The sequence below is a fragment of the Pseudomonas sp. GW531-T4 genome (assembly GCF_017349615.1).
Lineage (GTDB): Bacteria > Pseudomonadota > Gammaproteobacteria > Pseudomonadales > Pseudomonadaceae > Aquipseudomonas > Aquipseudomonas chlororaphis_I.
Window position 1 is genome coordinate 90,585 of the sequence record NZ_JACMZT010000017.1, and the last position, 25,169, is coordinate 115,753.

Here is a 25,169-nt window from a genome sequence, read left to right on the forward strand (position 1 = left end):
GGACATTGACCTGACTGTCGGCCCGACTCGTTTTGAATAAAGCCCAATCGCTATCCACGCGCTATGACCCCCGTGAGCTCTCTGACGAGGAGTTGGTTGCGCGCTCGCACACGGAGCTGTTTCATGTGACGCGTGCGTATGAAGAGTTGATGCGACGCTATCAGCGAACCCTCTTCAACGTTTGTGCACGTTATTTAGGGAACGATCGTGATGCTGATGATGTCTGTCAGGAGGTGATGTTGAAGGTGCTGTATGGCCTCAAGAACTTCGAGGGGAAATCGAAGTTCAAGACATGGCTCTATAGCATCACGTACAACGAATGCATCACTCAGTATCGGAAAGAACGGCGCAAGCGTCGCTTGATGGATGCGTTAAGTCTTGATCCCCTCGAGGAAGCGTCTGAAGATAAGGCGCCGAAACCTGAGGAAAAGGGCGGACTTGACCGCTGGTTGGTGCATGTGAACCCGATCGATCGGGAGATTCTGGTGCTACGATTTGTCGCAGAACTGGAGTTCCAGGAGATCGCAGACATCATGCACATGGGGTTGAGTGCTACGAAAATGCGGTACAAGCGTGCGCTTGATAAATTGCGTGAGAAATTTGCAGGCATTGCTGAAACTTAGTTCGGCGCAAATATCTCTTACGTCTAGGTAAGTTCTGATAGACTTACCGCCGAGTTGTCCCCCGGTATGTGGGACTGCTTTACAATCACCAGATGGGGATTTAACGGATGAAACTGAAAAACACCTTGGGCATTGCCATTGGTTCTATTGTTGCCGTGACTTCGTTCGGCGTTCTGGCGCAAGGCCAAGGCGCGGTCGAGGGTGAACTGTTTTACAAAAAACAGTACAACGACAGCGTTAAGCACATCGAAGACGGCTTCAACCCAGGCGCTCGTATCGGCTACTTCCTGACCGATGACCTGTCGTTGGACCTGAACTACGACAAAACCAACCACACCCGTTCGAACGACGGCACTGGCAACCAGAAGATCAAAGGTGACACCGGCAGCCTGCTGGCTACCTACCACTTCGGTCAAGCTGGCGTGGACTCCCTGCGTCCATACGTTTCGGGTGGTTTCGGTCACCAGAGCCGTACCAACGTCCTGGCTGACGGCCACAGCGGTCGCGACCAGTCGACCCTGGCTATCATCGGTACCGGTGTTAAGTACTACTTCACCGACAACCTGTTCGCTCGTGCCGGCGTTGAAGCCGACTACGCAATGGACAACGGCAAGTGGGACTACTCCGCTCTGGTTGGTCTGGGTGTGAACTTCGGCGGCAACGCTGGCAAGGTTGCTCCAGCTCCTGCTCCAGTTCCAGAGCCAACTCCAGAACCAGAAGCTCCGGTTGCTGAAGTTGTTCGTGTTGAGCTGGACGTGAAGTTCGACTTCGACAAGTCGGTCGTTAAGCCTAACAGCTACGCTGACATCAAGAACCTCGCTGACTTCATGAAGCAGTACCCACAAACCACCACCGTTGTTGAAGGTCACACTGACTCCGTCGGTCCTGACGCTTACAACCAGAAACTGTCTGAGCGTCGTGCAAACGCCGTTAAGCAAGTTCTGACCAGCCAGTATGGTGTTGAGTCGAGCCGCGTTCAATCCGTTGGTTACGGTGAGTCCCGCCCAGTTGCTGACAACGCAACTGAAGCTGGCCGCGCTGTAAACCGTCGCGTAGAAGCGCAGGTTGAAGCACAAGCTCAACAAGCTCAGTAATCTGTAGCTTGCAGCTTTGAAAAACCCGGCCTAGGCCGGGTTTTTCTTTGTCCGCGATTTGTTGAAAGAGCCTGGCGTCAGGCCGAAAGTGCGGCCGCCAGGGCCGCCTCGGAAAGGGCCGGCAATTGTGCGCCGCAAGCGGCCACCTCGCCAACCACCAGGATGGCCGGGCTTTTCAGCTGGAAGGTATGGGCATCGTCCTGCATGGCGTGCAGATCGCTCCGGCACAGGCGCTGCTCGGGCAGGGATGCATTTTCGATCATGGCCACCGGGGTATGCGGCGCAAGGCCGCCAGCGATCAGTTGTTCACGTATCTCGCCCAGTTTGGCCACCCCCATATAGATCACCAGCGTCGTACCGCTTTGCGCCAGGGCCTGCCAGTTGAGGCTGCTGTCGTCCTGGGTATGGGCCGTCAGCAGGGTGACGCCACGGGCAACACCGCGCAGGGTCAGCGGGATCCCGCACTGGGTAGCTCCCGCCAGGCCGGCCGTGATGCCGTTCACCAGTTCCACCTCGACGCCACGTTCCTGCAGCCACTGCGCTTCCTCACCGCCACGGCCGAAGATGCATGGATCGCCACCCTTGAGGCGTACCACGCACTTGCCATGCCGGGCGTAGCGCAGCATCAGCCGATGAATGAACGCTTGGGGCGTCGAGCGGCAGCCGCCGCGTTTACCCACGGCAATGACCCGTGCCTGGGGGCAGTGCTCGAGCACTGCCGGATTCACCAGATCGTCGATCAGCACCACATCGGCTTCGCCCAGGGCCCGCACGGCCTTGAGGGTCAGCAGTTCAGGGTCGCCAGGGCCCGCACCCACCAGCCAGACTTTTGCGCTCATGTTTGTTTCCTCACAGGGGGATTGCGACGGGCTGTGCCGAGCTGGCCAGCAGACGTTTGATTTCGGGGACGCAGGAGCCGCATTGAGTGCCGCAGCCCAGTTCCTGTTTCAGGCCATCGAGGTCCAGGCCGCGGGAGATCCCGGCACAGACTGCGCTCTGGCTGACGTTCTTGCAGTTGCACAAGGTCTTGCCACTCGCGGCGATCAGCCCGGCGGTCCCCGGTGGCGCGCTCATTGGCGCCAGCAGCCAGCGACGCAGTTGCTCATCGGCCTTGCCTTCCAGCCACAGGTTCTGCAGCCAGTGCTGGGCCAGGGTTTCACCGGCCAGGCGAATGGCGGTGATCCGTCCCTGTTCGATACGTACCCGCTTGCCGATGGAGCGCCGCGGATCGTCATAGGCCAGTACCGGGCCTTCTTTGAGCCCCAGCAACTGGTCGATGTCCTTGAGCAACTGCGCTGCCGGCGCCTCGGCATTGGCCACCCGCAGCAGCAGGGCCGGGCGTTCGCGACCGGCCAGGCTCAGGCTGACGTAGGCGAAGCTTTCGCAGAGCGGGCGCAAGGCTTCGAAATGCCGCTGCACGTCGCCTTCGATCAGGGCGAACAGCTGCCACGGCAGCTGGACTGGCTCCAGGCGCACGCCGCTGTGCTTGAGTTCCGGCTGTTTGGACAGCGGGTCGAACGCCGGCTGGGTCACGGCATTGACGCCACCCTTGAGGAACCGGTCGCCCCAATGCATCGGCAGAAAAGCCTGGCCCGGGCGCACGCTGTCGTCATCCGCCACGGCGACTATCACGCTGCCGCGCCGGCTTTTCAGCGACACCAGATCACCCGCCTGCAGGTTCTGCCGGCGCAGTTCGTCCGGGTGCAGGCTGAGAACTGCTTCGCTGACGTGCCCGAACAGCTGGGCCGCGGTGCCGGTACGGCTCATGCCATGCCATTGATCGCGCAGGCGGCCGGTGATCAGGGTCAGGGGGAAGCGTGCATCACGTTGTTCCTTGGCCGCGCGATACGGGTCGCTGATGAAGTGTGCCCGTCCGCTGGCGGTCGGGAAGCGGCCGTCAACGTACAGCCGCGTTGTCCCTTGTTCGGCACCGGCGGGGAAGGGCCATTGCTGCGGACCCAGTTGGTCGATCAGCGCGTGACTGATACCGGAAAGGTCCAGGTCGCGGCCGCGGGTCAGCAGTTTGTACTCATCGAACAGCTGGGCAGGCGTATCCAGGGCGAACAGGCTGGGCTGTTGCGGGCGCAGGCGCTGTTCCAGGCGCCGGGCAAAGTCCAGGGTGATGGCCCAGTCCGGGCGTGCTTCGCCCGGCGCGGCCACGGCGCGGCGCACATGGGAGATGCGCCGTTCCGAGTTGGTCACGCTGCCTTCCTTCTCGCCCCAACTGGCGGCGGGCAGCAGCAGGTCGGCAAAGGCCGCGGTCTCGGTGGTGCGAAAGGCTTCCTGCAGGACCACGAACGGGCAGGTCAGCAAGGCCTCTCGCACCGCGTTCTGGTCGGGCAGCGACTGCGCCGGGTTGGTACAGGCGATCCACAGCGCCTTGATCTTGCCGCCGCGCAGTTGCTCGAACAGCTCGATCGCGGTCAGGCCGGGGTTGGCCGGCAATTGCTCGACGCCCCAGTAGGCCGCGACTTCAGCCCGATGCTCCGGGTTGGCCGCCTCCCGGTGCCCCGGCAGCAGGTTCGACAGGCTGCCGGTTTCCCGGCCACCCATGGCATTCGGCTGGCCGGTGAGGGAGAAGGGGCCGGCCCCGGGGCGACCGATCTGCCCGGTGGCCAGGTGCAGGTTGATCAACGCGCTGTTTTTCGCGCTGCCGGCACTGGACTGGTTCAGCCCCATGCACCACAGCGACAGGAAGCTCGGCGAGGTGCCGACCCATTCGGCACACTGGCGCAGTTGCTCGACGCTGATGCCGCACAGCTGCGCGACCATATGCGGGGTGTAGTCGTGGACCAGGTTCTTCAGCTCGGCCAGGCCTTCGGTATGCGCCTGGATGAAGTCACGGTCGATCCAGTCCTGCCACAGCAGCAGATGCAGGATCCCGTGGAACAGCGCGACATCGGTGCCGGGCAGGATCGCCAGGTGCAGGTCGGCCAGGTCGCAAGTGTCGGTGCGCCGTGGGTCGATGACGATCACCTTCATCTGCGGCCGCAGGCGTTTGGCCTGTTCCAGGCGGCGGAACAGCACCGGATGGGCGTAGGCCATGTTGCTGCCGACGATCATCACGCAGTCGCTCAGCTCGAGGTCTTCGTAGCTGCAGGGCGGGGCGTCGGCGCCCAGGCTGCGTTTGTAGCCGACCACCGCCGAGGACATGCACAGCCGCGAATTGCTGTCGATGTTGTTGGTGCCCACCAGGGCCCGGGCCAGCTTGTTGAAGGCGTAGTAGTCCTCGGTGAGCAATTGCCCGGAGATATAGAAGGCCACGCTGTCCGGGCCGTGTTCGGCGATGGTTTCGGCAAATACGTTGGCCGCGTGCTCCAGCGCGGTGTCCCAGTCGGTGCGGCTGCGCGCCAGGGCCTTGCCCAGGCGCAACTCCGGGTACAGGGCGCGGGCTGCGAGGTCGCCGGTCAGGTGCAGGGTGGAACCCTTGCTGCACAGTTTGCCGTGGTTGGCCGGGTGGCTCGGGTCGCCACTGACGCCGAGGATGCGTTCGCCGTCGTGCTCGATCAGCACGCCACAGCCAACGCCGCAGTAACAGCAGGTCGAGGCGGTCGTCTGGCGGTTCATCAGCCGGCATCCCGCAGGGCCAGCAGCACGCGGCCGTTTTCCACCCGCGCCAGATGGTGATGGGCGCAACCGATATCCGGTGCCTGCGCTTCTCCGGATTCCAGGTCGATCTGCCAGTTGTGCAGCGGGCAGGCGACCTTCTTGCCGTAGATCAGCCCCTGGGACAGCGGTCCGCCCTTGTGCGGGCAACGATCGTCGAGGGCGAAGACTTCGTCGTCGCTGGTGCGGAAGATCGCGATGTCGCCCTTGGGGCCGTTGACGATGCGCGAGCCCAGGGCGTTGATCTCGTCCAGGGCGCAGATATCCAGCCAGTTCATAGCGGCACCTCCAGTTGCTTGACGTGGATCGGCTCGAACTCTTTTTTCAGCAGCGGCTGTTCCAGGCGCTCCTTCCACGGGTCCTGTTCGAAGGACAGGGCGAACTGCAGGCGCTTGTTGAGGGCCTTGCGCCGTTGCGGGTCTTCGATGATGGCTTGCTTGATGTGCGCCATGCCGACCCGTTGCAGGTAGTGCACGGTGCGCTCCAGGTAGAAGGCTTCCTCGCGGTACAGTTGCAGGAAGGCGCCGTTGTATTCGCGTACCTCGTCGGCGGTTTTCAGCTTGACGAAGAACTCCGCGACCTCGGTCTTGATCCCGCCATTGCCGCCGATGTACATCTCCCAGCCCGATTCGACGCCGATGATGCCGACGTCCTTGATCCCGGCCTCGGCGCAGTTGCGCGGGCAACCGGAGACCGCCAGCTTGACCTTGTGCGGCGACCACATGTTGAACAGGTCGTGCTCCAGTTCGATGCCCAGCTGAGTGGAGTTCTGCGTGCCGAAGCGGCAGAACTCGCTGCCGACGCAGGTTTTCACGGTGCGGATGGACTTGCCGTAGGCGTGGCCGGAGGGCATGTCCAGGTCCTTCCAGACCCCGGGCAAATCCTGCTTCTTGATGCCCAGAAGGTCGATGCGCTGGCCGCCGGTGACCTTGACCATCGGCACCTGGTACTTGTCCGCCACGTCGGCGATGCGCCGCAGTTCGGAAGGCGTGGTGACGCCGCCCCACATCCGCGGCACCACCGAATAGGTGCCGTCTTTCTGGATGTTGGCGTGGGCCCGCTCGTTGATCAGCCGCGATTGCGGATCGTCCTTGGCCTCGCCCGGCCAGCTGGAGATCAGGTAGTAGTTCAGCGCCGGGCGGCAGGTGGCGCAGCCGTTGGGCGTGCGCCAGTTCAGGTAGTTCATGGTGCCGGCGATGGTCAGCAGGTGCTGTTCGCGGATCGCCTGGCGGATCTGCCCGTGGTTGAGGTCGCTGCAGCCGCAGATGGCTTTCTCGCTTTTCGGCTTGACGTCGGCGGCGCCACCGACGGTGTTGATCAGGATCTGTTCCACCAGGCCGGCACAGGAACCGCAGGAACTGGCGGCCTTGGTGTGCTTCTTGACCTCGTCGACGCTGAACAGGCCGTGCTCCTGGATCGCCTTGACGATGGTGCCCTTGCACACGCCGTTGCAGCCGCAGACTTCGGCGCTGTCGGCCATGCTCATGGCCTTGTCCTGGCCCTGATGGCCGACGTCGCCCAAGGCGTTCTCGCCGAACATCAGGTGGTCGCGGATCTCGCCGATGGCGTGGTTCTCGCGGATCTGCCGGAAGTACCAGCCGCCGTCGGCGGTGTCGCCGTATAGGCAGGCGCCGACCAGGACGTCGTCCTTGATCACCAGCTTCTTGTACACGCCGCCGATGGGGTCGGAGAGGGTGATGGTCTCGGTGCCTTCGCCGCCCATGAAGTCGCCGGCGGAGAACAGGTCGATGCCGGTGACTTTCAACTTGGTCGAGGTCACCGAACCCTGGTAGCGGGCGAAGCCCAGTTGCGCCAGGTGGTTGGCGCAGACCTTGGCCTGTTCGAACAATGGCGCCACCAGGCCGTAGGCGATACCGCGGTGGCTGGCGCATTCGCCGATGGCATAGATGCGCGGGTCGTAGGTCTGCAGGGTGTCGTTGACCAGGATCCCGCGGCTGCACGGCAGGCCGGCTTTTTCCGCCAGCTCGGTATTGGGCCGGATGCCGGCGGCCATCACCACCAGGTCGGCGGGGATGATGTCGCCGTTCTTGAATTGCACCGCCCCGACCCGGCCATTGCCTGAGTCATGCAGGGCCTGGGTCTGTTCGCTCAGGCGGAATTTCAGGCCGCGACTTTCCAGGGCGGTTTGCAGCAGTTGGCCGCTGGTCTTGTCCAGCTGGCGCTCCAGCAGCCATTCGCCGATGTGCACCACAGTCACATCCATGCCGCGCAGCATCAGGCCGTTGGCGGCTTCCAGGCCGAGCAGGCCGCCACCGATGACCACCGCGTGCTTGTGGGTCTTGGCGGTGTCGATCATCGCCTGGGTGTCGGCGATATCGCGGTAGCCGATCACGCCCTGCAGGTCGTTGCCGGGAATCGGCAGGATGAACGGGGTCGAGCCGGTGGCGATCAGCAGGCGATCGTATTCGGCTTCGCTGCCGTCTTCGGCGATCACCCGGCGCTTGACCCGGTCGATCTCCACCACCTTGCGGTTGAGCAGCAGCTTGATGTTGTTGTCCAGGTACCAGCTCAGGTCGTTGAGCACGATCTCTTCGAAGGTCTGTTCGCCGGCCAGTACCGGGGAGAGCAGGATGCGGTTGTAGTTGGTGTGGGGTTCCGCGCCGAAGACCGTGATGTCGTACAGCTCATTGCTCAGCTTGAGCAGCTCTTCCAGGGTGCGTACCCCGGCCATGCCGTTGCCGATCATCACCAGCTTGAGTTTCTTCATTTCGCTCTCCGCGTAGACAGGCCGTCGGGCATGCCGGGCCTGGCTCGATAAACGTTGCGCAAACAAAAAAGGCGTCCCGCCAGTTGCCTGGCAGGACGCCTTTGTCCGGTCCCGTTCTCTCGGGAAAACCCATCCTTCGTCGTTGAAGGCCGGGTCGTATGTGCTGTTGGGAGAGTTAATGCAGTGGTTGTGCCAAGTCCCGCCAAGCGCGGTTTTAGCGGGGTTGGCGCGGCTTGCGCAGGCGAGAAGGGTAAAAACTGCACCGATTCAAAGCGTCTTGCCCGTTTCTGGAGCAACCTGTAGCCGCTGCCGAGCCCCGGCGAGACTGCGATTGGGGCGCAGCCCCGTAAACCTGACAGCTCGGTGTGCCTGACCTGCACGGTCGCCTGGCTTGGCGCCCGCTACGCGGTCGAGCGCAGCCTCGCCGGGGCTCGACAGCGGCTACAGGGTTATAGGCGCTATCAGTGATGCAGGAACAGGTACAGCAACAGCAGGTTGAGCAGCAGCGAGACCAGCGCCAGGGTGCGCCAGACCTTCAAGGGCTCGCGTTCCAGCAGTGGCCTGGGGCGCACGCTGAGGCTGCGGCGTTCGCCCTGTTCCAGCAGCAGCAACCACTCTTCGGCGGTTTCATAGCGTTGGGCCGGATCGGCCTGTACCGCGCGCTCCAGGCTCTGTTCGAGCCAGTCCGGCAGGTCCGGGCGATAGCGGCTGGCGCTGACCGGGGTGGTGAAGCGCGGGCGCTGGAAGGCTTCGATTTCACCGTAGGGAAAATGCCCGGTCAGCAAGTGGTAGAGGGTCACGCCCACTGCGTACAGGTCCTGGCGCGGTGTCGGCGCCACGCCGGTGAAAGCCTCCGGGGCGATATAGCTCGGGGTGCCGGGCAGCAGGTGCGCCTGATCCTCGGACAGGCCGGGGCAATAGGCCAGGCCGAAGTCCAGCAGGCGCAGTTCGCCGTCGTCGCCGAGCAGCAGGTTTTCCGGCTTGATGTCGCGGTGCAGGATCTGCCGGCGGTGCAGCAGGCCCACGGCCCGCAACAGACGCTCAGCCAGGTCCTGCCACTGCGCCAGCGGCAAGGGGCCATGCTGTTGCAGATAATCGGCCAGGGTCTGCCCCGGGTATTCGCGCATCACGTAATACAGATGCTGGCGGGCGGTCGCGGCATGCACTTCGGGAAAGTGCCGTCCAGCCACCCGCCGCAGGAACCATTCCTCTGACAGCAGCGCTTGCCCGGCCTGGTGATCGTCGTGCAGATGGCCGGGTAGGGTTTTCAGCAGCCAGGGTTGTTGTTGCGCATCGAGTACGCGGTACAGCAGGGATTGCTGGCTCTGCCCGACCACCTCGGCGACCTGCCAGCCTTCGAAGTGCTGGCCCGGCTTGAGGGGCGGCGGCAGAGGCCATTGCTGCAAGTGAATCAGGGCGTCGCCAATGGAGCTTTCGCCCAAGGCTTCGACCCGCACCAGCAGGGCGCTGGCATTGTCCTGGCTGCCGGCCAGGTGCGCGGCGCTGACCAGGGTCTGCACCGCGCTGTCGAGGTCGGGCTGGTCGCGCAGGATCGCGGCGATGGCGGTGTCGCCCAGGGTGGCCCAGACCCCGTCGCTGAGCATCAGGAAACTTTCGTTTTCCCGCAGCTCACCGTCGAGGAAGTCCACCACCAGGTGCTGGTCCAGGCCCAGGGCACGCTTGAGCACGTGCTGCATGCCGGGCTGGTCCCAGACGTGATCGTCGCTGATGCGCTGCAACTGATCGGCGTGCCAGCGATAGACCCGGCAATCGCCGACATGGGCCAGGGTAAAGCGCCGGCCGCGCAGCACCAGGGCGCTGACGGTGGTCAGCAGCGGCTGGCCGCCGCCGTTGGCCTGCAGCCAGCGGTTCTGCGCCAGCAGCAGGCGCTCCAGGGCCTGGGCCACGGCCCAGGTTTCCGGGGTGGCGTAGTAGTCCAGCGCCAGCGCCTGCAAGGTCGAGCGCGCGGCCAGGCCGCCATCGGCGCATTGGCTGACGCCGTCGGCGATGGCGAACAGCAGGCCTTTGCTGGCGGCCAGGGTCGGCGCCGGGGTAACCAGGCGCAAGGCGTCCTGGTTCTCCGCGCGCGGCCCGATGGCGCTGGCCTGGGCGTGGCTCAGTCGCAGGCTCATGGACGGCTCAGACCCGGGCCGCGGTGACGGCGGCGGAGCCCCAGGTGGTCCGCCAGCGGCGTTTCACCCCGTGCAGGCCGAACCAGGCCAGTATGCCCAGGCTGGCGAACAGCCACAGCGCCAGCTGATAGCTGCCGGTGCTTTGCTTGATCGCGCCCATGCCCGCGGCCAGGGCGAAACCGCCGATGCCGCCGGCCATGCCGATCAGCCCGGTCATCACCCCGATCTCGCGGCGGAAGCGTTGTGGCACCAGCTGGAACACCGCGCCGTTACCCGCACCGAGGCCGAGCATGGTGCACACGAACAGGGCCAGGGCCGCGTAGGAGCTGGGCAGGTTGAAACCGACCGCGGCGATGCATACCGCCGCGACGCTGTACATCACCAGCAGGGTGCGAATGCCGCCGAAACGATCGGCCAGCGCGCCACCCAGCGGCCGCATCAGGCTGCCACCGAACACGCAGGCGGCGGTGTAGTAGCCGGCGGTGACCGGGCTCAGGCCGTACTGGTCGTTGAAGTAGCCGGGCAGGGCGCTGGCCAGGCCGATGAAGCCGCCGAAGGTCACGCTGTAGAAGAACATGAACCACCAGCTGTCGCGGTCGCCCAGGGCCTTGAAGTAGTCGGCCATGGATTTGGCCTTGGGCCGTTCCGGGGCGTTCTTGGCCAGCCAGGCGAACAGCACCAGGGTCAGGACCAGCGGGATCAGGGCGAAGCCGAACACGTTGCTCCAGCCGAAGGCGCCGGCCAGCAAGGGGGCGAACAGGGCCGCGAATACCGTGCCGGAGTTGCCGGCCCCGGCGATGCCCATCGCCTTGCCCTGATGCTGCGGTGGATACCATTGCGAGGCCAGCGGCAGGGCCACGGCGAACGAGGCGCCGGCCATGCCCAGGAACAGCCCCAGCAGCAGGGCCTGTTCATAGCTGTGGATGCCCAGCTTCCAGGCGCAGAACAGCGCGCCGATGACGATCACCTGGCCGATTAGCCCGGCGGTCTTGGGGGACAGGCGATCGGCCAGCAGGCCCATGGCGAAGCGCAGCACCGCGCCAGCCAGGATCGGTGTAGCCACCATCAGCCCGCGCTGCTGGGTGGTCAGTTGCAGGTCGGCGGCGATCTGCACGGCCAGCGGGCCGAGCAGGTACCAGACCATGAAGCTCAGGTCGAAGTAGAGGAAGGCCGCGAACAATGTCGGGGTGTGGCCGGATTTCCAGAAGCTTGAATTCATCGCGCACCTCAGCTGTAAAGAGTCTCGAAAGGAGTCATGAGCTTTTGCGTGGGGCGCCATTACGGCCGCTCCACCGGCCCCGGGCTGTGGGACCAAAACGAAAAAACGCCGCAACCCGTTTCGCCTGGGGCGAGAAGGGTGTGCGACGTCTTTGTCGTAGGTGGGGCAACCGCCGTTGGTTACCTGTGTCGATTACATAGCCAGATTTGTGCCAAGAGTTGCAGTCCCGGTGTTCCTGATCGCGGGCAAGCCTCGCGCCTACGGAAACTCACGGTCTTCTTCCGTAGGAGCGAGGCTTGCCCGCGATAGGCCGCCGCACCGCAGCCGTGGGATTCAGCCCAGCAACTCGCTCATGGCGATGATCTGCTCCGCCACCTGGATCAGCTTCTGCTGCCGGCTCATGGCCTGGCGGCGCATCAGGGTGTAGGCCTGTTCTTCGTTGCAGTCTTTCATCTTCATCAACAGGCCCTTGGCCAGCTCGATGCGCTTGCGCTCGGCCAGCTGCTGGTCGCGGGCCTGCAGTTGCGCGCGCAGGGCCTGGTCGCTCTCGAAGCGGGCCATGGCCACATCGAGAATGGGTTGCAGGCGCTGGGCCTGGATGCCTTCGACTATGTAGGCACTGACCCCGGACTTGATGGCGTGGCGCATCACATCGGGGTCGTGCTCGTCGGTGAACATCACGATCGGCCGTGGCTGGTCGCGGCTGACCAGCACCACTTGCTCCATCACATCGCGGCTCGGTGATTCGGTATCGATCAGGATCACATCCGGACGCACCGTTTCGACGCGCGTCGGCAGGTCGATGGTCAGCCCCGACTCGTCGATCACCTCGAAACCGGCTTCCATCAGGGCCGCCTTGAGCCGACCGACCTTCTTGGCGGTGTCGTTGATCAGCAGGATACGCAACATGGTCTCGGGTTCCTGTCAGCGGCTGGCGAGAAGAGGCGAGCTGTCGCTCATGGCGTGCAGCTGGAAGCTGCGGGCATAGGCGGCCGGGTCCGACCCATCCCACCGCTTGCCGTCGATCAACTGGCTGCTGCGCATGTCCTGGCCCGGGGACGCGACACCGACGGCGGTGGCGGCTTGACGATAAAGCTCGAGTTGCTGCACCTGGCGCGCGATGCCCAGGTAGTCCGGGTCTTCGCGCAGCAGGCCCCAGCGGCGGAACTGGGTCATGAACCACATGCCGTCGGACAGATACGGCAGGTTGACCGCGCCTTCATTATGAAAGCGTAGCGCGTGCGGGTCCTGCCAGCGGTTGCCGAGGCCGTCGGCATACTCGCCGAGCAGGCGCGGTTCGATGCAGTCCAGCGGCGCATCGAGGTACTCGCGGGCGCTCAGCAGCTGCGCGGTGCTCTGGCGGTTTTCGCGGCCCTGCTCGATGAAGCGGCTGGCCTCGAGGATCGCCATGACCAGCGCGCGCGCGGTGTTCGGGTACTGCTCGACGAAGGCGCGGGTGCAGCCGAGGACTTTTTCCGGGTGGTCGGGCCAGATCGCCTGGCTGGTGGCCAGGGTGAAGCCCAGGTTCTGGTTCACCGCGCTGGCGCTCCAGGGCTCGCCCACGCAAAAACCGTCGATGCGCCCGGCCTGCAGGTGCGCGACCATTTGCGGCGGTGGCACCACCACGCTGTCGACGTCCTGCAACGGGTGGATGCCCTGGGCGGCCAGCCAGTAATACAGCCACATGGCGTGGGTGCCGGTGGGGAAGGTCTGGGCGAAGGTCAGCCTTGCCCGGCTTTGGTGCACGTGCAGGTGCAGCGCTTCAGGACTGGTCACGTTCAGGGCCTGCAGTTCCCGCGAGAGGTTGATGCTCTGGCCGTTCTGGTTCAGGCCCATCAGCACCGCCATGTCGCTGGCGTTGACCCCACCGATGCCCAGGTGCACGGCGTAGATCAGGCCGTACAGGCTGTGGGCGGCATCCAGCTCGCCGCTCACCAGCTTGTCCCGCAGGTTGGCCCAGGACGCCTGGCGCTTGAGGTTCAGGGTCAGGCCGTAAGGCTGGGCGAAGCCCTGGGTGGCGGCGACCACCACCGATGCGCAGTCGCTCAAGGCCATGAAGCCTAAGTTGATCGCGGTCTTTTCCGGGGCATCGCTGCCGTTGACCCAGGCCAGCGGGCTGACGGGGAGTTCATTCATGGGGTGGCGTCCTCCATAAAAAAGCGGCCATAAAAAGCTTCCATAAAAAAACGTCGCACCCGCGCCAGGCAGAGCCGGCGGGGTAACGACGCCTTTGTCTTTCGACCCACGCCGCCATTGGCCTGGGTGCTGATGCAGGTTGTGGTGCAAGGCATATGCCATTCACTGCTGATTTCGCCGCGTGCCTCGCCTGCGAGCCCCAGGCCCGGCTATAATCGCCGCCTCATTTCGCCGCCACCGAGTCAAGCCCGCCCATGTATACCCTGGCCCGCCAGCTGTTGTTCAAACTCTCCCCGGAAACCTCCCACGATCTGTCCCTGGACCTGATCGGCGCGGGCGGGCGTTTGGGCCTCAATGGCTTGCTGTGCAAGGCGCCGGCGCAGATGCCGGTGAAGGTCATGGGCCTGGACTTCCCGAACCCGGTCGGCCTCGCGGCCGGCCTGGACAAGAACGGCGCGGCCATCGACGGTTTTGCCCAATTGGGTTTCGGCTTCGTCGAAATCGGCACCATCACCCCGCGCCCGCAGCCGGGCAATCCCAAGCCACGGATCTTCCGCCTGCCGGAAGCCGAAGCGATCATCAACCGCATGGGCTTCAACAACCTGGGCGTCGATCACCTGCTGGCCCGGGTGGCGGCCGCCAAGTACAAGGGTGTGCTGGGGATCAACATCGGCAAGAACTTCGACACCCCGGTCGAGCGCGCGGTGGATGACTACCTGATCTGCCTGGACAAGGTGTATGCCCACGCCAGCTATGTGACGGTCAACGTCAGTTCGCCCAACACCCCGGGCCTGCGCAGCCTGCAGTTCGGCGAATCGCTCAAGCAGTTGCTCGGCGCCCTCAGCCAGCGTCAGCAGGAGCTGGCGGTGCAGCATGGCAAGCGGGTGCCGCTGGCGATCAAGATCGCCCCGGACATGACCGACGAAGAAACCGCCGAAGTGGCGCAGGCGCTGATCGAAACCGGGATGGATGCGGTCATCGCCACCAACACCACCCTGAGCCGCGTCGGCGTCGAAGGCATGGAGCATGGCGACGAGGCGGGCGGCCTGTCCGGCGCGCCGGTGCGCGACAAGAGCACCCACACCGTGAAGGTGCTGGCGGGCGAGCTGGCCGGGCGTTTGCCGATCATCGCGGTAGGCGGTATCACCGAAGGCAAGCATGCGGCGGAAAAGATCGCCGCCGGCGCCAGCCTGGTGCAGCTGTATTCGGGCTTCATCTACAAGGGCCCGGCGCTGATTCGCGAGTCGGTGGACGCGATCGCGGCGTTGCGCTGAGTTTTTTGCGCGGCCAATAAAAAGGGCTCCTGAAAGGAGCCCCTGGGCCGCAGCCCGCCGTCCGGATGGGACGTGCGTGGTTAAGTCGTTACGTATTCAGATTTTGGTGTCGGAATGTGTGCCCTGTTTTAGCCGACGGCGTGAAGTTCGTTGAGTCTGTGGATTCCCGCAGTGCCGGTCATACCGTCCCAGTTGTCGCCGCGTCCTTCGCGCCAGCCATTGATCCAGGCTTGGCGTACCGACGGTAGAGTAAATGGGCAAAGCTCACGGGACTTGCCATGAACGCCATACTGATATCCGCGCAAAAATGCTCTTTCCAACGGATCACGCTTAAGTCTTCTCATAGGGTGTTTCCCTCACTTGTTGACTGTCTTATGTCCCGTCGGCCTCGATTGAGGCCGGGCAGATTGCTTCTGCCGTTGGTGCTCGCTGCCGGCGTCGCGAGCGTGGTGTTGGCGTCGTTGCGGCGCCAACCTGAGTTGATTTCTAACCAATGCGTCACAGCGTGGGAATGATCGTTTTGTCATAAGGACGTAACGATAATGATGCTAAGGCCATAAGAACGGCCTGCTTTACCTCGGCTCAGTCAGGCAAACCTCGCTCTGATCAGCCTCTTACTGGATGATGGGCTTAATGCTTTAGTGAGAATTCCACTCCGTTGCACTCAGGTATTATTCGATGAAAGGTCGAGTTATGACCTTTTGTTTCACTGACTTATTTATCTGCCCCGGCATCTAAGCTCTTTTGGCCCCCGTGGTCACCGCTAGCGGCGAGCTGAACAGCAGGGGCGGGACGGCACAGATTCGTGCCACGCGAGCGCTCTTCAAGAAAAGCGCTTGATTGAAAACCGGGCGGACGATGCGTTGTCCGTTCACTTATTGCTAAAGGCCCTGAACTCCCATGTCGGATCGCTACGAACTCTTCCTCACCTGTCCCAAAGGCCTTGAAGGCCTGCTCATCGAGGAAGCCGCCGGGCTTGGCCTTGAAGACGCGCGCGAACATACCTCGGCCGTGCGCGGCATGGCCGACATGGAGACCGCCTACCGCCTGTGCCTCTGGTCGCGCCTGGCCAACCGGGTACTGCTGGTGCTCAAGCGCTTCCCGATGAAGGACGCCGAAGACCTCTACCACGGCGTGCATGACGTCGACTGGCAGGACCACATGCTGGCGGACGGCACCCTGGCGGTGGAGTTCAGCGGCCACGGCTCGGGCATCGACAACACCCACTTCGGCGCCTTGAAGGTCAAGGATGCCATCGTCGACCGGCTGCGCACGCCGACTGGCGAGCGTCCCTCCATCGACAAGCTCAACCCGGACCTGCGCATTCACCTGCGCCTGGATCGCGGCGAAGCCATCCTTTCCCTCGACCTGTCCGGCCACAGCCTGCACCAGCGCGGCTATCGCCTGCAGCAGGGCGCGGCACCGCTGAAGGAAAACCTCGCGGCGGCGATCCTGATCCGTGCCGGCTGGCCACGTATCGCGGCCAATGGCGGCGCCCTGGCCGACCCGATGTGCGGCGTGGGCACATTCCTGGTCGAGGCGGCGATGATCGCTGCCGACATCGCCCCCAACCTCAAGCGCGAGCAGTGGGGGTTCACCGCCTGGCTCGGTCACGTCCCGGCCCTGTGGCGCAAGCTGCACGAAGAAGCCCAGGCGCGGGCCCAGGCTGGCCTGGCCAAGCCGCCGCTGTGGATTCGCGGTTACGAAGCCGACCCACGGCTGATCCAGCCAGGGCGCAACAACGTCGAGCGCGCCGGCCTCAGTGAGTGGATCAAGATCTACCAGGGCGAAGTGGCGACCTTCGAGCCGCGCCCGGACCAGAACCAGAAAGGCCTGGTGATCAGCAACCCGCCCTACGGCGAGCGCCTGGGTGACGAAGCCAGCCTGCTGTATCTCTACCAGAACCTCGGCGAGCGCCTGCGCCAGGCTTGCCTGGGCTGGGAAGCGGCGGTGTTCACCGGCGCGCCGGACCTGGGCAAGCGCATGGGCATCCGCAGCCACAAGCAGTATTCGTTCTGGAACGGCGCCTTGCCGTGCAAGCTGCTGCTGATCAAGGTGCAGCCGGATCAGTTCGTCACCGGTGAGCGCCGCACCCCGGAACAGCGGCAGATCGAGCGGGAACAGGCCGAGGCCGACAAGGCGCCGCTGGTTCCGCAGGAGCGCCAGTACAACAAGAACGGCAACCCGATCAAGCCGGCGCCAGCCCCTGTGGTCGAGCAGGCGCGCCTGAGCGAAGGCGGGCAGATGTTCGCCAACCGCCTGCAGAAGAACCTCAAGGTGCTGGGCAAGTGGGCCAAGCGCGAAGGCGTCGAGTGCTATCGCGTCTACGATGCCGACATGCCGGAATACTCCCTGGCCATCGACCTGTACCACGACTGGGTGCACGTGCAGGAATACGCCGCGCCGAAATCCATCGACCCGGAAAAGGCCCAGGCCCGTCTGTTCGATGCCCTGGCGGCGATTCCGCAGGCGTTGAACGTCGACAAGAGCCGGGTGGTGATCAAGCGTCGCGAGCGCCAGAGCGGCACCAGGCAGTACGAACGCCAGAGCGCCCAGGGCAAGTTCACTGAAGTCAGCGAAGGCGGCGTGAAGCTGCTGGTCAACCTCACCGACTATCTCGACACCGGGCTGTTCCTCGACCACCGGCCGATGCGCCTGCGGATTCAGAAAGAAGCCGCCGGCAAGCGTTTCCTCAACCTGTTCTGCTACACCGCCACCGCCAGTGTGCACGCGGCCAAAGGCGGGGCGCGCAGCACCACCAGCGTCGACCTGTCGAAGACCTACCTGGACTGGGCGCGGCGCAACCTGTCGCTCAACGGTTTCTCCGACAAGAACCGTCTGGAGCAGGGCGATGTCATGGCCTGGCTGGAGACCTGCCGCGATGAGTTCGACCTGATCTTCATCGACCCGCCGACCTTCTCCAACTCCAAGCGCATGGAAGGGGTGTTCGACGTGCAGCGTGACCACGTGCAACTGCTCGACCTGGCCATGGCCCGGTTGGCCAGCGGTGGCGTGCTGTATTTCTCCAACAACTTCCGCAAGTTCCAGCTCGAGGAAAACCTGGCGGCGCGCTACTCCGTCGAGGAGATCACCGCCAAGACCATCGACCCGGATTTTGCCCGTAACGGCAAGATCCACCGGGCCTGGAAAATCACCGCCCGCTGACGTTGATTGGATCCACAGAGCCTTGATTTTCAAGGCTCTTTGCTCTAGCCAAATTAGTGGCGAATAGCTATAACTCAATGCAAGCCCATGTGACGCTCATGTTCGCTGGCGTTATGAGTTTTGCTTATGTCGTTGCACTCGGTACGCCCGAAAATCTTGGGCTTCATCAGCGAAGACGTGTCGGCCTGGCTGGTCGCGCTACTGGTATTGCTGTTTGGCTGTGTATTGACCGGGCTGCTGGCCTGGTCGACCCTCAATCTGTATCAGCAGCAGTTGCGCCAACGCTTCCAGCTGTTGGCCAGCGAACGTTATAGCCGCATCGAAGAGCGCTTCGAAGACCAGGAGCAGCGCCTGGATGGTCTCAAGCGCTTCTTCATCAATTCCGGTACGGTCTCGCGCCAGGACTTCGACGGTTACACCAAACCTCTCTTGCATCGGACCCAGGCCTACGCCTGGGCGCCGCGCGTCAGCCGCGCCGAGCGTGCGTCGTTCGAGCGCATGGCGCAGGAGCAGGGGGCGCCGGATTATTTCATTGCCGACCTGAATGCCGAGGGCAAGCTGCAGCGAGCCGCCGAGCGCGATGAGTACATACCGGTGCTCTACAGCCAGACCCAAAGCCCGCTGGGCTCGCCCCTGGGGTTCGACCTGCTGGCCCAGCCGATGCGTCGCGATACCCTCGAACGGGCGCGGCAGCGCGGGGGCGTGGCGGTTTCACAGCCGGTGCGCTTGGTCGGAGTCGAGCCTTCCTACGCGCGCGGCATCATCCTGGCGACTCCGGTCAGCCTGCGCACCGATGTGGCCCTGTCGACCCCCGAGCCATACGGTTATGTGATCGCGGTGATCAGCATGCGCCAACTGGTGGTCGATGGCCTGCCCGAGCAGAGCCAGGACAACCTGTTCGTGCAGATCATCGACCTGTCGACCGCCGAGTCGTACGGCAAGCTCTATGAATCGAGCAACGGCCCGGGGGACAGCCCGTTGGCGGTGAGCCGGGTGCTGAGCCTGGCCGATCATGATTACCAGGTGAACATCCGCCCCAGCGCGGTGTTCCTCCAGGCCAACCATTCTTCGGTGTCCAGCCAGGTGATCCTCGGCACGCTGCTCAGCCTGCTGCTCAGCGCCTTGCTGTATGTCCTGGTCAGCCAGCGGCAGCGCGCGCTGCGGCTGGTGGAACAGCGCACCGAGGAGCTGCGGGTCCGGGAGCAGGAATTGCGCGGCACCCATGGGCAGCTGCGCAGCGTGCTCAATGCGGCGACCCAGGTAGCGATCATCGCCACGGACCTGCGGGGTGTGATCAGCACCTTCAATGCCGGCGCCGAACATATGCTCGGCTACAACAGCGCCGAGGTGGTGGGCCACCTGACCCTGGAAAGCCTGCACCTGCCCGCGGAGCTGAATGCGCGCGCGCAAGCCCTCAGCCAGCGTTACGGCCGGCAGATCCCGATGTGCCAGGCGATGCTGGTGGACGGTTCCGAAGAGCGTGGCGAGGAAACCCGCGAGTGGACCCTGGTGCGCCGCGATGGCAGCCACCTGGTGGTGAACATGCTGGCCACCCCGGTCCTGGACGATCACGGTTTATGGGTCGGGCACCTGGCCATCTGCATCGACATCACCGAACGCAAGCGGGTCCACGAGGCGCTGGCGGCCCGCGATCGCCTGCTGAAGAAACTCAGCGCCCATGTGCCCGGCGCTATCTACCAATTCCAGGTGGATGCCGAAGGCCATTCCAGCTTCAGCTACGTCAGTGACGGCATCCGCGACATCTACGAGATCGATCCGCAGCAGTTGCAGCGCGATGCCAACCCGGTGTTCGAGCGTATTCACCCGGACGATGTGGCCCGGGTGCGTGGCTCGATCTGGACTTCGGCGCGCAACCTCAGCCCCTGGCGCGAGGAGTATCGGGTGCAGTTGCCACAGCGCGGCCTGCGCTGGGTGCGTGGCGAGGCGACCCCGGAAAAGCTGGCGGGGGGTGGAGTGCTGTGGCATGGCTATCTGTCGGACATCTCCGACCTCAAGCGGGTCGAGGAGGAGTTGCGGGCGCTGTCGGTCACCGACTCCCTGACCGGCATCCACAACCGCCGCTATTTCCAGGAGCGCCTGCAGACGGAAATGGCGCGGGTCGAGCGCGGGGTGGGCAATCTGGCGGTGATCATGCTGGATATCGACCACTTCAAGCGGATCAACGACCAGCATGGGCATGCCATCGGCGACATGGTGCTGCGCGGTGTCTGTGAGCGCATCAGCCTTCGTCTGCGGCGCACGGATGTGTTTTGCCGCTTGGGCGGCGAAGAATTCATGGTGCTGTGCCCGGACACCGATGGCCAGCAGGCCTATGTCCTGGCCGAGGAGCTGTGGCGCGGGCTGCGCAGCTCGCCGATCGATGGCGTGGGCATTGTCACGGCCAGTTTCGGCATCGCCAGCTGGCGGGAGCACGAAGGGGCCGACGGGCTGTTGCTGCGGGCGGATTCCGGGGTCTATGCGGCCAAGCAGGCAGGGCGCGACCGGGTCCAGGCCGAGATGGCTTGAGGCGAGTGGGGCAGAGGAGCGAGGTGGCGCGGGGTTGCCGCGCCACCTGCAAGTGACGGCTTACAGGGTCGAAGCGGTGTCTGCCAGTTTCGGCTGGCGATACAGATCCAGCAGCACCTGGTCGAGCACCGAGGACGCGCCCCATGGCTTAGGATCGTTGAGGATCGCCACCACGGCCCAGGTGTTGCCGTTGCTGTCGCGGCTGTAGCCGGCGATGGCGCGCACGGTGTTCAGGGTCCCGGTCTTCACATGGGCTTCACCGGACATGGCGGTGCGCTTCAGGCGCTTGCGCATGGTGCCGTCCATGCCGGCGATCGGCATCGAACTGATGAACTCCGCCGAGTACGGGCTTCTCCAGGCCGCTTGCAGCATGGAGGCCATTTCCCGGGCGCTGACCCGTTCGGCACGGGACAAGCCTGAACCGTTCTCCATCACCAGATGCGGCGCGGTGATGCCTTTCTTCGCCAGCCACTGACGCACCACCCGTTGCGCTGCCTTGGCATCGTCGCCATCGGCTTCGGTGCGGTATTGCGCGCCGAGGCTGAGGAACAGCTGCTGGGCCATGGTGTTGTTACTGTATTTGTTGATGTCGCGGATGATTTCCGCCAGGTCCGGCGAGAAGGCCCGGGCCAGCACCTTGGCGCTGGATGGCACGGCGGCCAGGCGGTCCTTGCCCTGGATGCTGCCGCCCAGTTCCTTCCAGATGGCGCGTACGGCGCCGGCGGTGTAGGTCGCGTGGTCAAGCAGCGACAGGTAGGTCTGCGAGCTGCAGCCGTCGCCCAACTGGCCGTTGACGGTCACGGTGACGCCGCCGTCCGCCTGCGGGACCGGGTTGTAGCGAACGTTGCCGGTGCACTGTTTACCGCCGACGGCCTTGACCTGATTGTCGATGCGAATGCTGGCAATCGGCGGTTCGACGGAAATCAGCACCTTGCCCGAGTCATTGCGCGCCACGAAGCGCAGGGCCTTGAGGTTGACCAGCAGCGAGTCGGGCTTGACCAGGAACGGCTTGTTCTCGTCATTGCCGTCGTCGTTGAACTGCGGCAGTTGCGGCTGCACGAAGAAGTTGCGGTCCAGCACCAGGTCGCCGGTCACTTGCTGCACGCCGTTGGCCCGCAGGTCGCGCATCAGCAACCAGAGTTTTTCCATGTTCAGCTTGGGGTCGCCGCCGCCCTTGAGGTACAGGTTGCCATTGAGGATGCCGCCGCTCAGGGTGCCGTCGGTATAGAACTCGGTTTTCCACTGGTGGGTCGGGCCGAGCATTTCCAGGGCGGCGTAGGTGGTGACCAGTTTCATGGTGGAGGCCGGGTTGACCGACACGTCGGCGTTGTAGATCGTGGCCGTGCCCGGGCCGTTGAGCGGGATCATCACCAGCGACAGGGCGTTGTCTTGCAGTTTGCTGGCCTTGAGGGCCTGTTGAACCTTGGGCGAAAGGGTGGTGTTGACGGGGGCTGCGGAAACGGAAATGGCCAGGGGCAGAAGAAGACCGGCAAGAAAAAGTGGGCGCAAAGATTTGATCATGTGAAGTAAAACCCTACAGCCGAGGGGAGAAAAGACGAGGGCATGACGATAAATTCCCTCAGTGGTCACGAAAGTGTCGGCATTATGCCCCAAGGTATAGCGGCTTGTGCCGTGCCGCGTCGGGCGAATCCGCTATTTTTTTCCCAATGGCCGGCCAAGGCCCTCATAGAGTCAGGCAATCGGTTGTTTAAACTGGTAAAGTGCCGCCCGTTATTACTTATGAGGATTGTTCCATGGCCACTAACCGTTCCCGCCGTCTGCGCAAAAAACTGTGCGTAGATGAATTTCAGGAGCTGGGTTTTGAGCTGAACCTGGATTTCAAAGAAGATCTGGCCGAAGAGGCTATTGACGCTTTCCTCGACGCGTTCCTCAAAGAAGCGATGGAAGCCAACGGCCTTGGCTATGTTGGTGGCGATGACTTCGGCCTGGTTTGCCTGAGCAAACGCGGTTCGGTCAGCGAAGAGCAACGTGCCAAGGTCGAAGCCTGGCTCAAGGCCCGCACCGAGCTGACCAGCGTTGAAGTCAGCCCGCTGCTGGACGTCTGGTACCCGGAAAACTCGATCAATCCGGTAGCCTGATGTGCTGAGTCGGTGGCCCGTCCGGGCTACCGACTCACGGCTGTCGCTGTACAGCCTTCATCTATTTATTCCCCCCGCAGAACCTTTATATGCCTCGGGCCTGTTTCCCGGGATTTCGCGTGGGCGGGTTGTAGCCGCTGCCGTAGGCTGCGATAAGCCCGAAGGGCTTCAGCGATCCTGAGGCCTTGCGCACCCTTCGGTCGCGATCGCAGCCTGCGGCAGCGGCCACAGGCTTATTCGTTGTTCCAGTTCAGGATCACCAGGGTCAGCACGCCGGCCACGATTCCCCAGAACGCCGAGCCGACGGAAAACAGGGTCAGGCCCGAGGCCGTCACCATAAAGGTGATCAACGCTGCCTCGCGCTCCTTCACCTGGCTCATGGCGATGCTCAGGCCGTTGATGATCGAGCCGAACAGCGCCAGGGCGGCGATCGACAGCACCAGCTCCTTGGGCAGTGCCGCGAACAAGGCCGCCAGGGTGGCACCGAAGACCCCGGCGATGCCGTAGAAAATCCCGCACCAGACCGCCGCGGTGTAGCGCTTGTTGCGGTCCTCGTGGGCATGAGGGCCAGTGCAGATCGCCGCGCTGATGGCCGCCAGGTTGATGCCGTGGGAGCCGAATGGCGCCAGCAGCAGGGAGGCGATACCGGTGGTGGTGACCAGCGGCGAGGCCGGCACGTTGTAGCCGTCGGCGCGCAGTACTGCGACCCCGGGCATGTTCTGCGAGGTCATGGCCACCACGAACAGCGGGATGCCGATGCTGATGGTCGCCGCCAGGGAGAAGTGCGGAGTGGTCCACACCGGTGTGGCGACTTCCAGGTGGAACTGGCTGAAGTCCAGCAGGCCCATCACGCCGGCCAGCGCGGTGCCGATCAACAGCGCGGCGAGCACCGCGTAGCGTGGTGACAGGCGCTTGACCAGCAAGTAGCTGAAGAACATGCCCAGCACCAGGCCGGTGCGGTGCTGCGCGGCGACGAAGATTTCGCTGCCGATCTTGAACAGGATGCCCGCCAGCAGTGCCGCGGCGAGCGAGGCCGGGATGCGCTTGACCAGGCGTTCGAAGCTGCCGGTCAGGCCGCAGATAGTCACCAGCACCGCGCAGGTGATATAGGCGCCGATGGCTTCGCCGTAGCTCACCCCGGACAGGCTGGTGATCAACAGCGCGGCGCCGGGGGTCGACCAGGCGACGGTGATCGGGGTGCGGTAGCGCAAGGACAGGCCGATGCTGCACACGGCCATGCCGATGGAGATGGCCCAGATCCAGGAGGAAATCTGCCCGCTGGTCAGCCCGGCGGCCTGTCCGGCCTGGAACATCAGCACCAGGGAGCTGGTGTAGCCGGTCATCATGGCGATGAAGCCGGCGACTACGGCCGAGGGCGAAGTATCGGCCAGGGGGCGTAACGGCGCGAGGGAGGCGTCGGACATGGAGCACTGTTCCTTGTTCTGATGAAGATATCTGCCACCCGAAAGCCCGGCGCAGGGGCGTTGGGTGACGAAAGCAGGGGCCAAGCCTAAACGTAAAAGTAACTATTCATTGCAATACAGCCAGGGCGGCAAATGGCCGTACAGTCGTTGCGACAGGCGCTGGACCATACAGTTATTGCGAATGGACCCCATGGGTTGTGTACAATGTGCCATTGTTTTTACGCGATACTTGTCAGTGACCCACTGTGCCGTATTACAGTCACGGTCAATTCGCCGCAGTTCTCCCGACTCGAGTGCCCATGAACGAACAGTTGCAACCCCTCAAGAAACAACCGCGAGCAGGCAAGGCCGGTCGCAGCGGGACCCAGGACGATATTGTCTACGCGCATATCTTCGAGGCCATCCTCGAACAGCGCCTGGCGCCCGGCACCAAGTTGAGCGAAGAGGCGCTGGGGGAAATTTTCGGGGTCAGCCGTACCATCATTCGTCGTGCGCTGTCGCGCCTGGCCCATGAAGGCGTGGTGCTGCTGCGGCCCAATCGCGGCGCGGTAGTGGCCAGCCCGAGTGTCGAGGAAGCCCGCCAGGTGTTCATGGCGCGCCGGCTGGTGGAGCGGGCGATCACCGAACTGGCGGTGCAGCATGCCACGGCCGAGCAGCTTGCCGAGCTGCGGCAGATGGTCAACGACGAGCGCGACAGCTTCTCCCGCGGCGATCGCGGCGCCGGTATCCGCTTGTCGGGCGAGTTCCACCTGAAGCTTGCCGAAGCGGCGAAGAATGCCCCGCTGATCAGCTTCCAGCGCAGCCTGGTCTCGCAGACATCGCTGATCATCGCCCAGTACGAAAGCGGCAACCGCTCGCACTGTTCCTACGATGAACACACCCAGTTGATCGACGCCATCGAGGCCCGCGACGCGGAGCTGGCGGTGACCCTGATGATGCATCACATGGATCACATCGACAGCAAGCTCAACCTCGACGAAGAAAGCGCCTCGGACGACCTGCACGCGGTGTTCTCGCACCTGCTGCAAACCAAGAAGCCGGGCCGTTCTCCCGCCAAGCTCTGAGACATCGCAACGGGCCCTCCGCGGGCAAGCCTCGCTCCTGCAAGCTGGATTTTGCTCGAACGATCACAGCCACTCTGTA

At 63.9% G+C, this 25,169-nt stretch carries 18 protein-coding genes; 7 read left to right on the plus strand and 11 right to left on the minus strand.

All coding sequences use genetic code 11. The features are described 5' to 3' along the window. Window positions 1-32: 32 nt before the first annotated feature. Together sigX and J4D28_RS15865 are read left to right on the plus strand one after the other, a co-directional pair. On the plus strand, window positions 33-623 hold the full coding sequence (sigX, locus tag J4D28_RS15860; RefSeq protein ID WP_009042922.1) for an RNA polymerase sigma factor SigX: 591 nt from the start codon (window positions 33-35) through the stop codon (window positions 621-623). A gap of 107 nt (window positions 624-730) precedes the next feature. Next, window positions 731-1,717, plus strand: coding sequence for an OmpA family protein (locus J4D28_RS15865; RefSeq protein ID WP_007927525.1), 987 nt, complete (start codon window positions 731-733; stop codon window positions 1,715-1,717). A gap of 77 nt (window positions 1,718-1,794) precedes the next feature. Here the strand turns inward: J4D28_RS15865 and cobA are convergent, their stop codons facing one another. The 8 genes from cobA to J4D28_RS15905 all read right to left on the minus strand — a co-directional run bounded on the left by cobA (window position 1,795) and on the right by J4D28_RS15905 (window position 13,538). Beyond that, entirely contained in the window at window positions 1,795-2,556 is a 762-nt protein-coding gene (cobA, locus tag J4D28_RS15870; RefSeq protein WP_009047904.1) for a uroporphyrinogen-III C-methyltransferase, read from the minus strand. Window positions 2,557-2,566: 10 nt separating this feature from the next. Further along, window positions 2,567-5,284 (minus strand): nitrate reductase, encoded by a 2,718-nt coding sequence (locus J4D28_RS15875; RefSeq protein WP_103331025.1) that lies wholly within the window; start codon window positions 5,282-5,284, stop codon window positions 2,567-2,569. After that, entirely contained in the window at window positions 5,284-5,601 is a 318-nt protein-coding gene (gene nirD, locus J4D28_RS15880; RefSeq protein WP_009047906.1) for a nitrite reductase small subunit NirD, read from the minus strand. Before nirD ends, J4D28_RS15875 begins: the two co-directional genes overlap by 1 nt. Beyond that, a complete protein-coding gene (gene nirB, locus J4D28_RS15885; RefSeq protein WP_103331026.1) occupies window positions 5,598-8,051 on the minus strand; it encodes a nitrite reductase large subunit NirB in 2,454 nt (817 codons plus the stop codon). The genes nirD and nirB overlap by 4 nt, the downstream gene beginning before the upstream one ends. A gap of 461 nt (window positions 8,052-8,512) precedes the next feature. Next, window positions 8,513-10,183 carry a bifunctional protein-serine/threonine kinase/phosphatase gene (locus J4D28_RS15890; RefSeq protein ID WP_038631177.1) on the minus strand — a complete coding sequence of 557 codons (1,671 nt, stop codon included), beginning with the start codon at window positions 10,181-10,183 and terminating at the stop codon, window positions 8,513-8,515. Window positions 10,184-10,190: 7 nt separating this feature from the next. Then, window positions 10,191-11,402 carry a NarK/NasA family nitrate transporter gene (locus tag J4D28_RS15895; protein WP_016704979.1) on the minus strand — a complete coding sequence of 404 codons (1,212 nt, stop codon included), beginning with the start codon at window positions 11,400-11,402 and terminating at the stop codon, window positions 10,191-10,193. A gap of 333 nt (window positions 11,403-11,735) precedes the next feature. Next, entirely contained in the window at window positions 11,736-12,311 is a 576-nt protein-coding gene (locus J4D28_RS15900) for an ANTAR domain-containing response regulator (RefSeq protein ID WP_007932173.1), read from the minus strand. A gap of 15 nt (window positions 12,312-12,326) precedes the next feature. Next, window positions 12,327-13,538 carry a CmpA/NrtA family ABC transporter substrate-binding protein gene (locus J4D28_RS15905; protein WP_103331028.1) on the minus strand — a complete coding sequence of 404 codons (1,212 nt, stop codon included), beginning with the start codon at window positions 13,536-13,538 and terminating at the stop codon, window positions 12,327-12,329. A gap of 254 nt (window positions 13,539-13,792) precedes the next feature. Between J4D28_RS15905 and J4D28_RS15910 the strand changes: the two genes are divergently transcribed. Beyond that, on the plus strand, window positions 13,793-14,812 hold the full coding sequence (locus tag J4D28_RS15910) for a quinone-dependent dihydroorotate dehydrogenase (RefSeq protein WP_009047911.1): 1,020 nt from the start codon (window positions 13,793-13,795) through the stop codon (window positions 14,810-14,812). Between the two features lie 128 nt (window positions 14,813-14,940). Here the strand turns inward: J4D28_RS15910 and rmf are convergent, their stop codons facing one another. After that, entirely contained in the window at window positions 14,941-15,156 is a 216-nt protein-coding gene (rmf, locus tag J4D28_RS15915; RefSeq protein WP_002553055.1) for a ribosome modulation factor, read from the minus strand. A gap of 556 nt (window positions 15,157-15,712) precedes the next feature. Between rmf and rlmKL the strand changes: the two genes are divergently transcribed. Further along, the gene (gene rlmKL / locus J4D28_RS15920; protein WP_028682008.1) at window positions 15,713-17,977 is read left to right on the plus strand and encodes a bifunctional 23S rRNA (guanine(2069)-N(7))-methyltransferase RlmK/23S rRNA (guanine(2445)-N(2))-methyltransferase RlmL; all 2,265 of its coding nucleotides are present in this window, start codon (window positions 15,713-15,715) and stop codon (window positions 17,975-17,977) included. A 126-nt stretch (window positions 17,978-18,103) separates the two neighbouring features. After that, window positions 18,104-20,503, plus strand: coding sequence for a diguanylate cyclase (locus J4D28_RS15925; protein ID WP_103331029.1), 2,400 nt, complete (start codon window positions 18,104-18,106; stop codon window positions 20,501-20,503). Between the two features lie 60 nt (window positions 20,504-20,563). Here the strand turns inward: J4D28_RS15925 and dacB are convergent, their stop codons facing one another. Continuing rightward, the gene (gene dacB, locus J4D28_RS15930) at window positions 20,564-22,024 is read right to left on the minus strand and encodes a D-alanyl-D-alanine carboxypeptidase/D-alanyl-D-alanine-endopeptidase (RefSeq protein WP_028682010.1); all 1,461 of its coding nucleotides are present in this window, start codon (window positions 22,022-22,024) and stop codon (window positions 20,564-20,566) included. 233 nt (window positions 22,025-22,257) lie between these two features. Between dacB and J4D28_RS15935 the strand changes: the two genes are divergently transcribed. After that, window positions 22,258-22,602 (plus strand): YggL family protein, encoded by a 345-nt coding sequence (locus J4D28_RS15935; RefSeq protein WP_007932191.1) that lies wholly within the window; start codon window positions 22,258-22,260, stop codon window positions 22,600-22,602. 233 nt (window positions 22,603-22,835) lie between these two features. Here the strand turns inward: J4D28_RS15935 and J4D28_RS15940 are convergent, their stop codons facing one another. Continuing rightward, a complete protein-coding gene (locus J4D28_RS15940; RefSeq protein WP_028682011.1) occupies window positions 22,836-24,026 on the minus strand; it encodes a benzoate/H(+) symporter BenE family transporter in 1,191 nt (396 codons plus the stop codon). Window positions 24,027-24,325: 299 nt separating this feature from the next. On the opposite strand from J4D28_RS15940, the gene J4D28_RS15945 reads away from it, so the two are divergent. Beyond that, window positions 24,326-25,090 (plus strand): GntR family transcriptional regulator, encoded by a 765-nt coding sequence (locus J4D28_RS15945; protein WP_007932193.1) that lies wholly within the window; start codon window positions 24,326-24,328, stop codon window positions 25,088-25,090. Window positions 25,091-25,169: the final 79 nt, after the last annotated feature.

Bases quoted from the DNA above. Each gene is read 5' to 3' on its own strand.
- J4D28_RS15935 (WP_007932191.1), top strand. From the start codon at position 22,258: ATGGCCACTAACCGTTCCCGCCGTCTGCGCAAAAAACTGTGCGTAGAT.
- J4D28_RS15895 (WP_016704979.1), bottom strand. From the start codon at position 11,402: ATGAATTCAAGCTTCTGGAAATCCGGCCACACCCCGACATTGTTCGCG.
- J4D28_RS15905 (WP_103331028.1), bottom strand. From the start codon at position 13,538: ATGAATGAACTCCCCGTCAGCCCGCTGGCCTGGGTCAACGGCAGCGAT.
- J4D28_RS15900 (WP_007932173.1), bottom strand. From the start codon at position 12,311: ATGTTGCGTATCCTGCTGATCAACGACACCGCCAAGAAGGTCGGTCGG.
- dacB (WP_028682010.1), bottom strand. From the start codon at position 22,024: ATGATCAAATCTTTGCGCCCACTTTTTCTTGCCGGTCTTCTTCTGCCC.
- rmf (WP_002553055.1), bottom strand. From the start codon at position 15,156: ATGAGAAGACTTAAGCGTGATCCGTTGGAAAGAGCATTTTTGCGCGGA.
- J4D28_RS15910 (WP_009047911.1), top strand. From the start codon at position 13,793: ATGTATACCCTGGCCCGCCAGCTGTTGTTCAAACTCTCCCCGGAAACC.
- cobA (WP_009047904.1), bottom strand. From the start codon at position 2,556: ATGAGCGCAAAAGTCTGGCTGGTGGGTGCGGGCCCTGGCGACCCTGAA.
- rlmKL (WP_028682008.1), top strand. From the start codon at position 15,713: ATGTCGGATCGCTACGAACTCTTCCTCACCTGTCCCAAAGGCCTTGAA.
- J4D28_RS15865 (WP_007927525.1), top strand. From the start codon at position 731: ATGAAACTGAAAAACACCTTGGGCATTGCCATTGGTTCTATTGTTGCC.
- J4D28_RS15945 (WP_007932193.1), top strand. From the start codon at position 24,326: ATGAACGAACAGTTGCAACCCCTCAAGAAACAACCGCGAGCAGGCAAG.
- J4D28_RS15925 (WP_103331029.1), top strand. From the start codon at position 18,104: ATGTCGTTGCACTCGGTACGCCCGAAAATCTTGGGCTTCATCAGCGAA.
- J4D28_RS15940 (WP_028682011.1), bottom strand. From the start codon at position 24,026: ATGTCCGACGCCTCCCTCGCGCCGTTACGCCCCCTGGCCGATACTTCG.
- nirB (WP_103331026.1), bottom strand. From the start codon at position 8,051: ATGAAGAAACTCAAGCTGGTGATGATCGGCAACGGCATGGCCGGGGTA.
- J4D28_RS15890 (WP_038631177.1), bottom strand. From the start codon at position 10,183: ATGAGCCTGCGACTGAGCCACGCCCAGGCCAGCGCCATCGGGCCGCGC.
- nirD (WP_009047906.1), bottom strand. From the start codon at position 5,601: ATGAACTGGCTGGATATCTGCGCCCTGGACGAGATCAACGCCCTGGGC.
- J4D28_RS15875 (WP_103331025.1), bottom strand. From the start codon at position 5,284: ATGAACCGCCAGACGACCGCCTCGACCTGCTGTTACTGCGGCGTTGGC.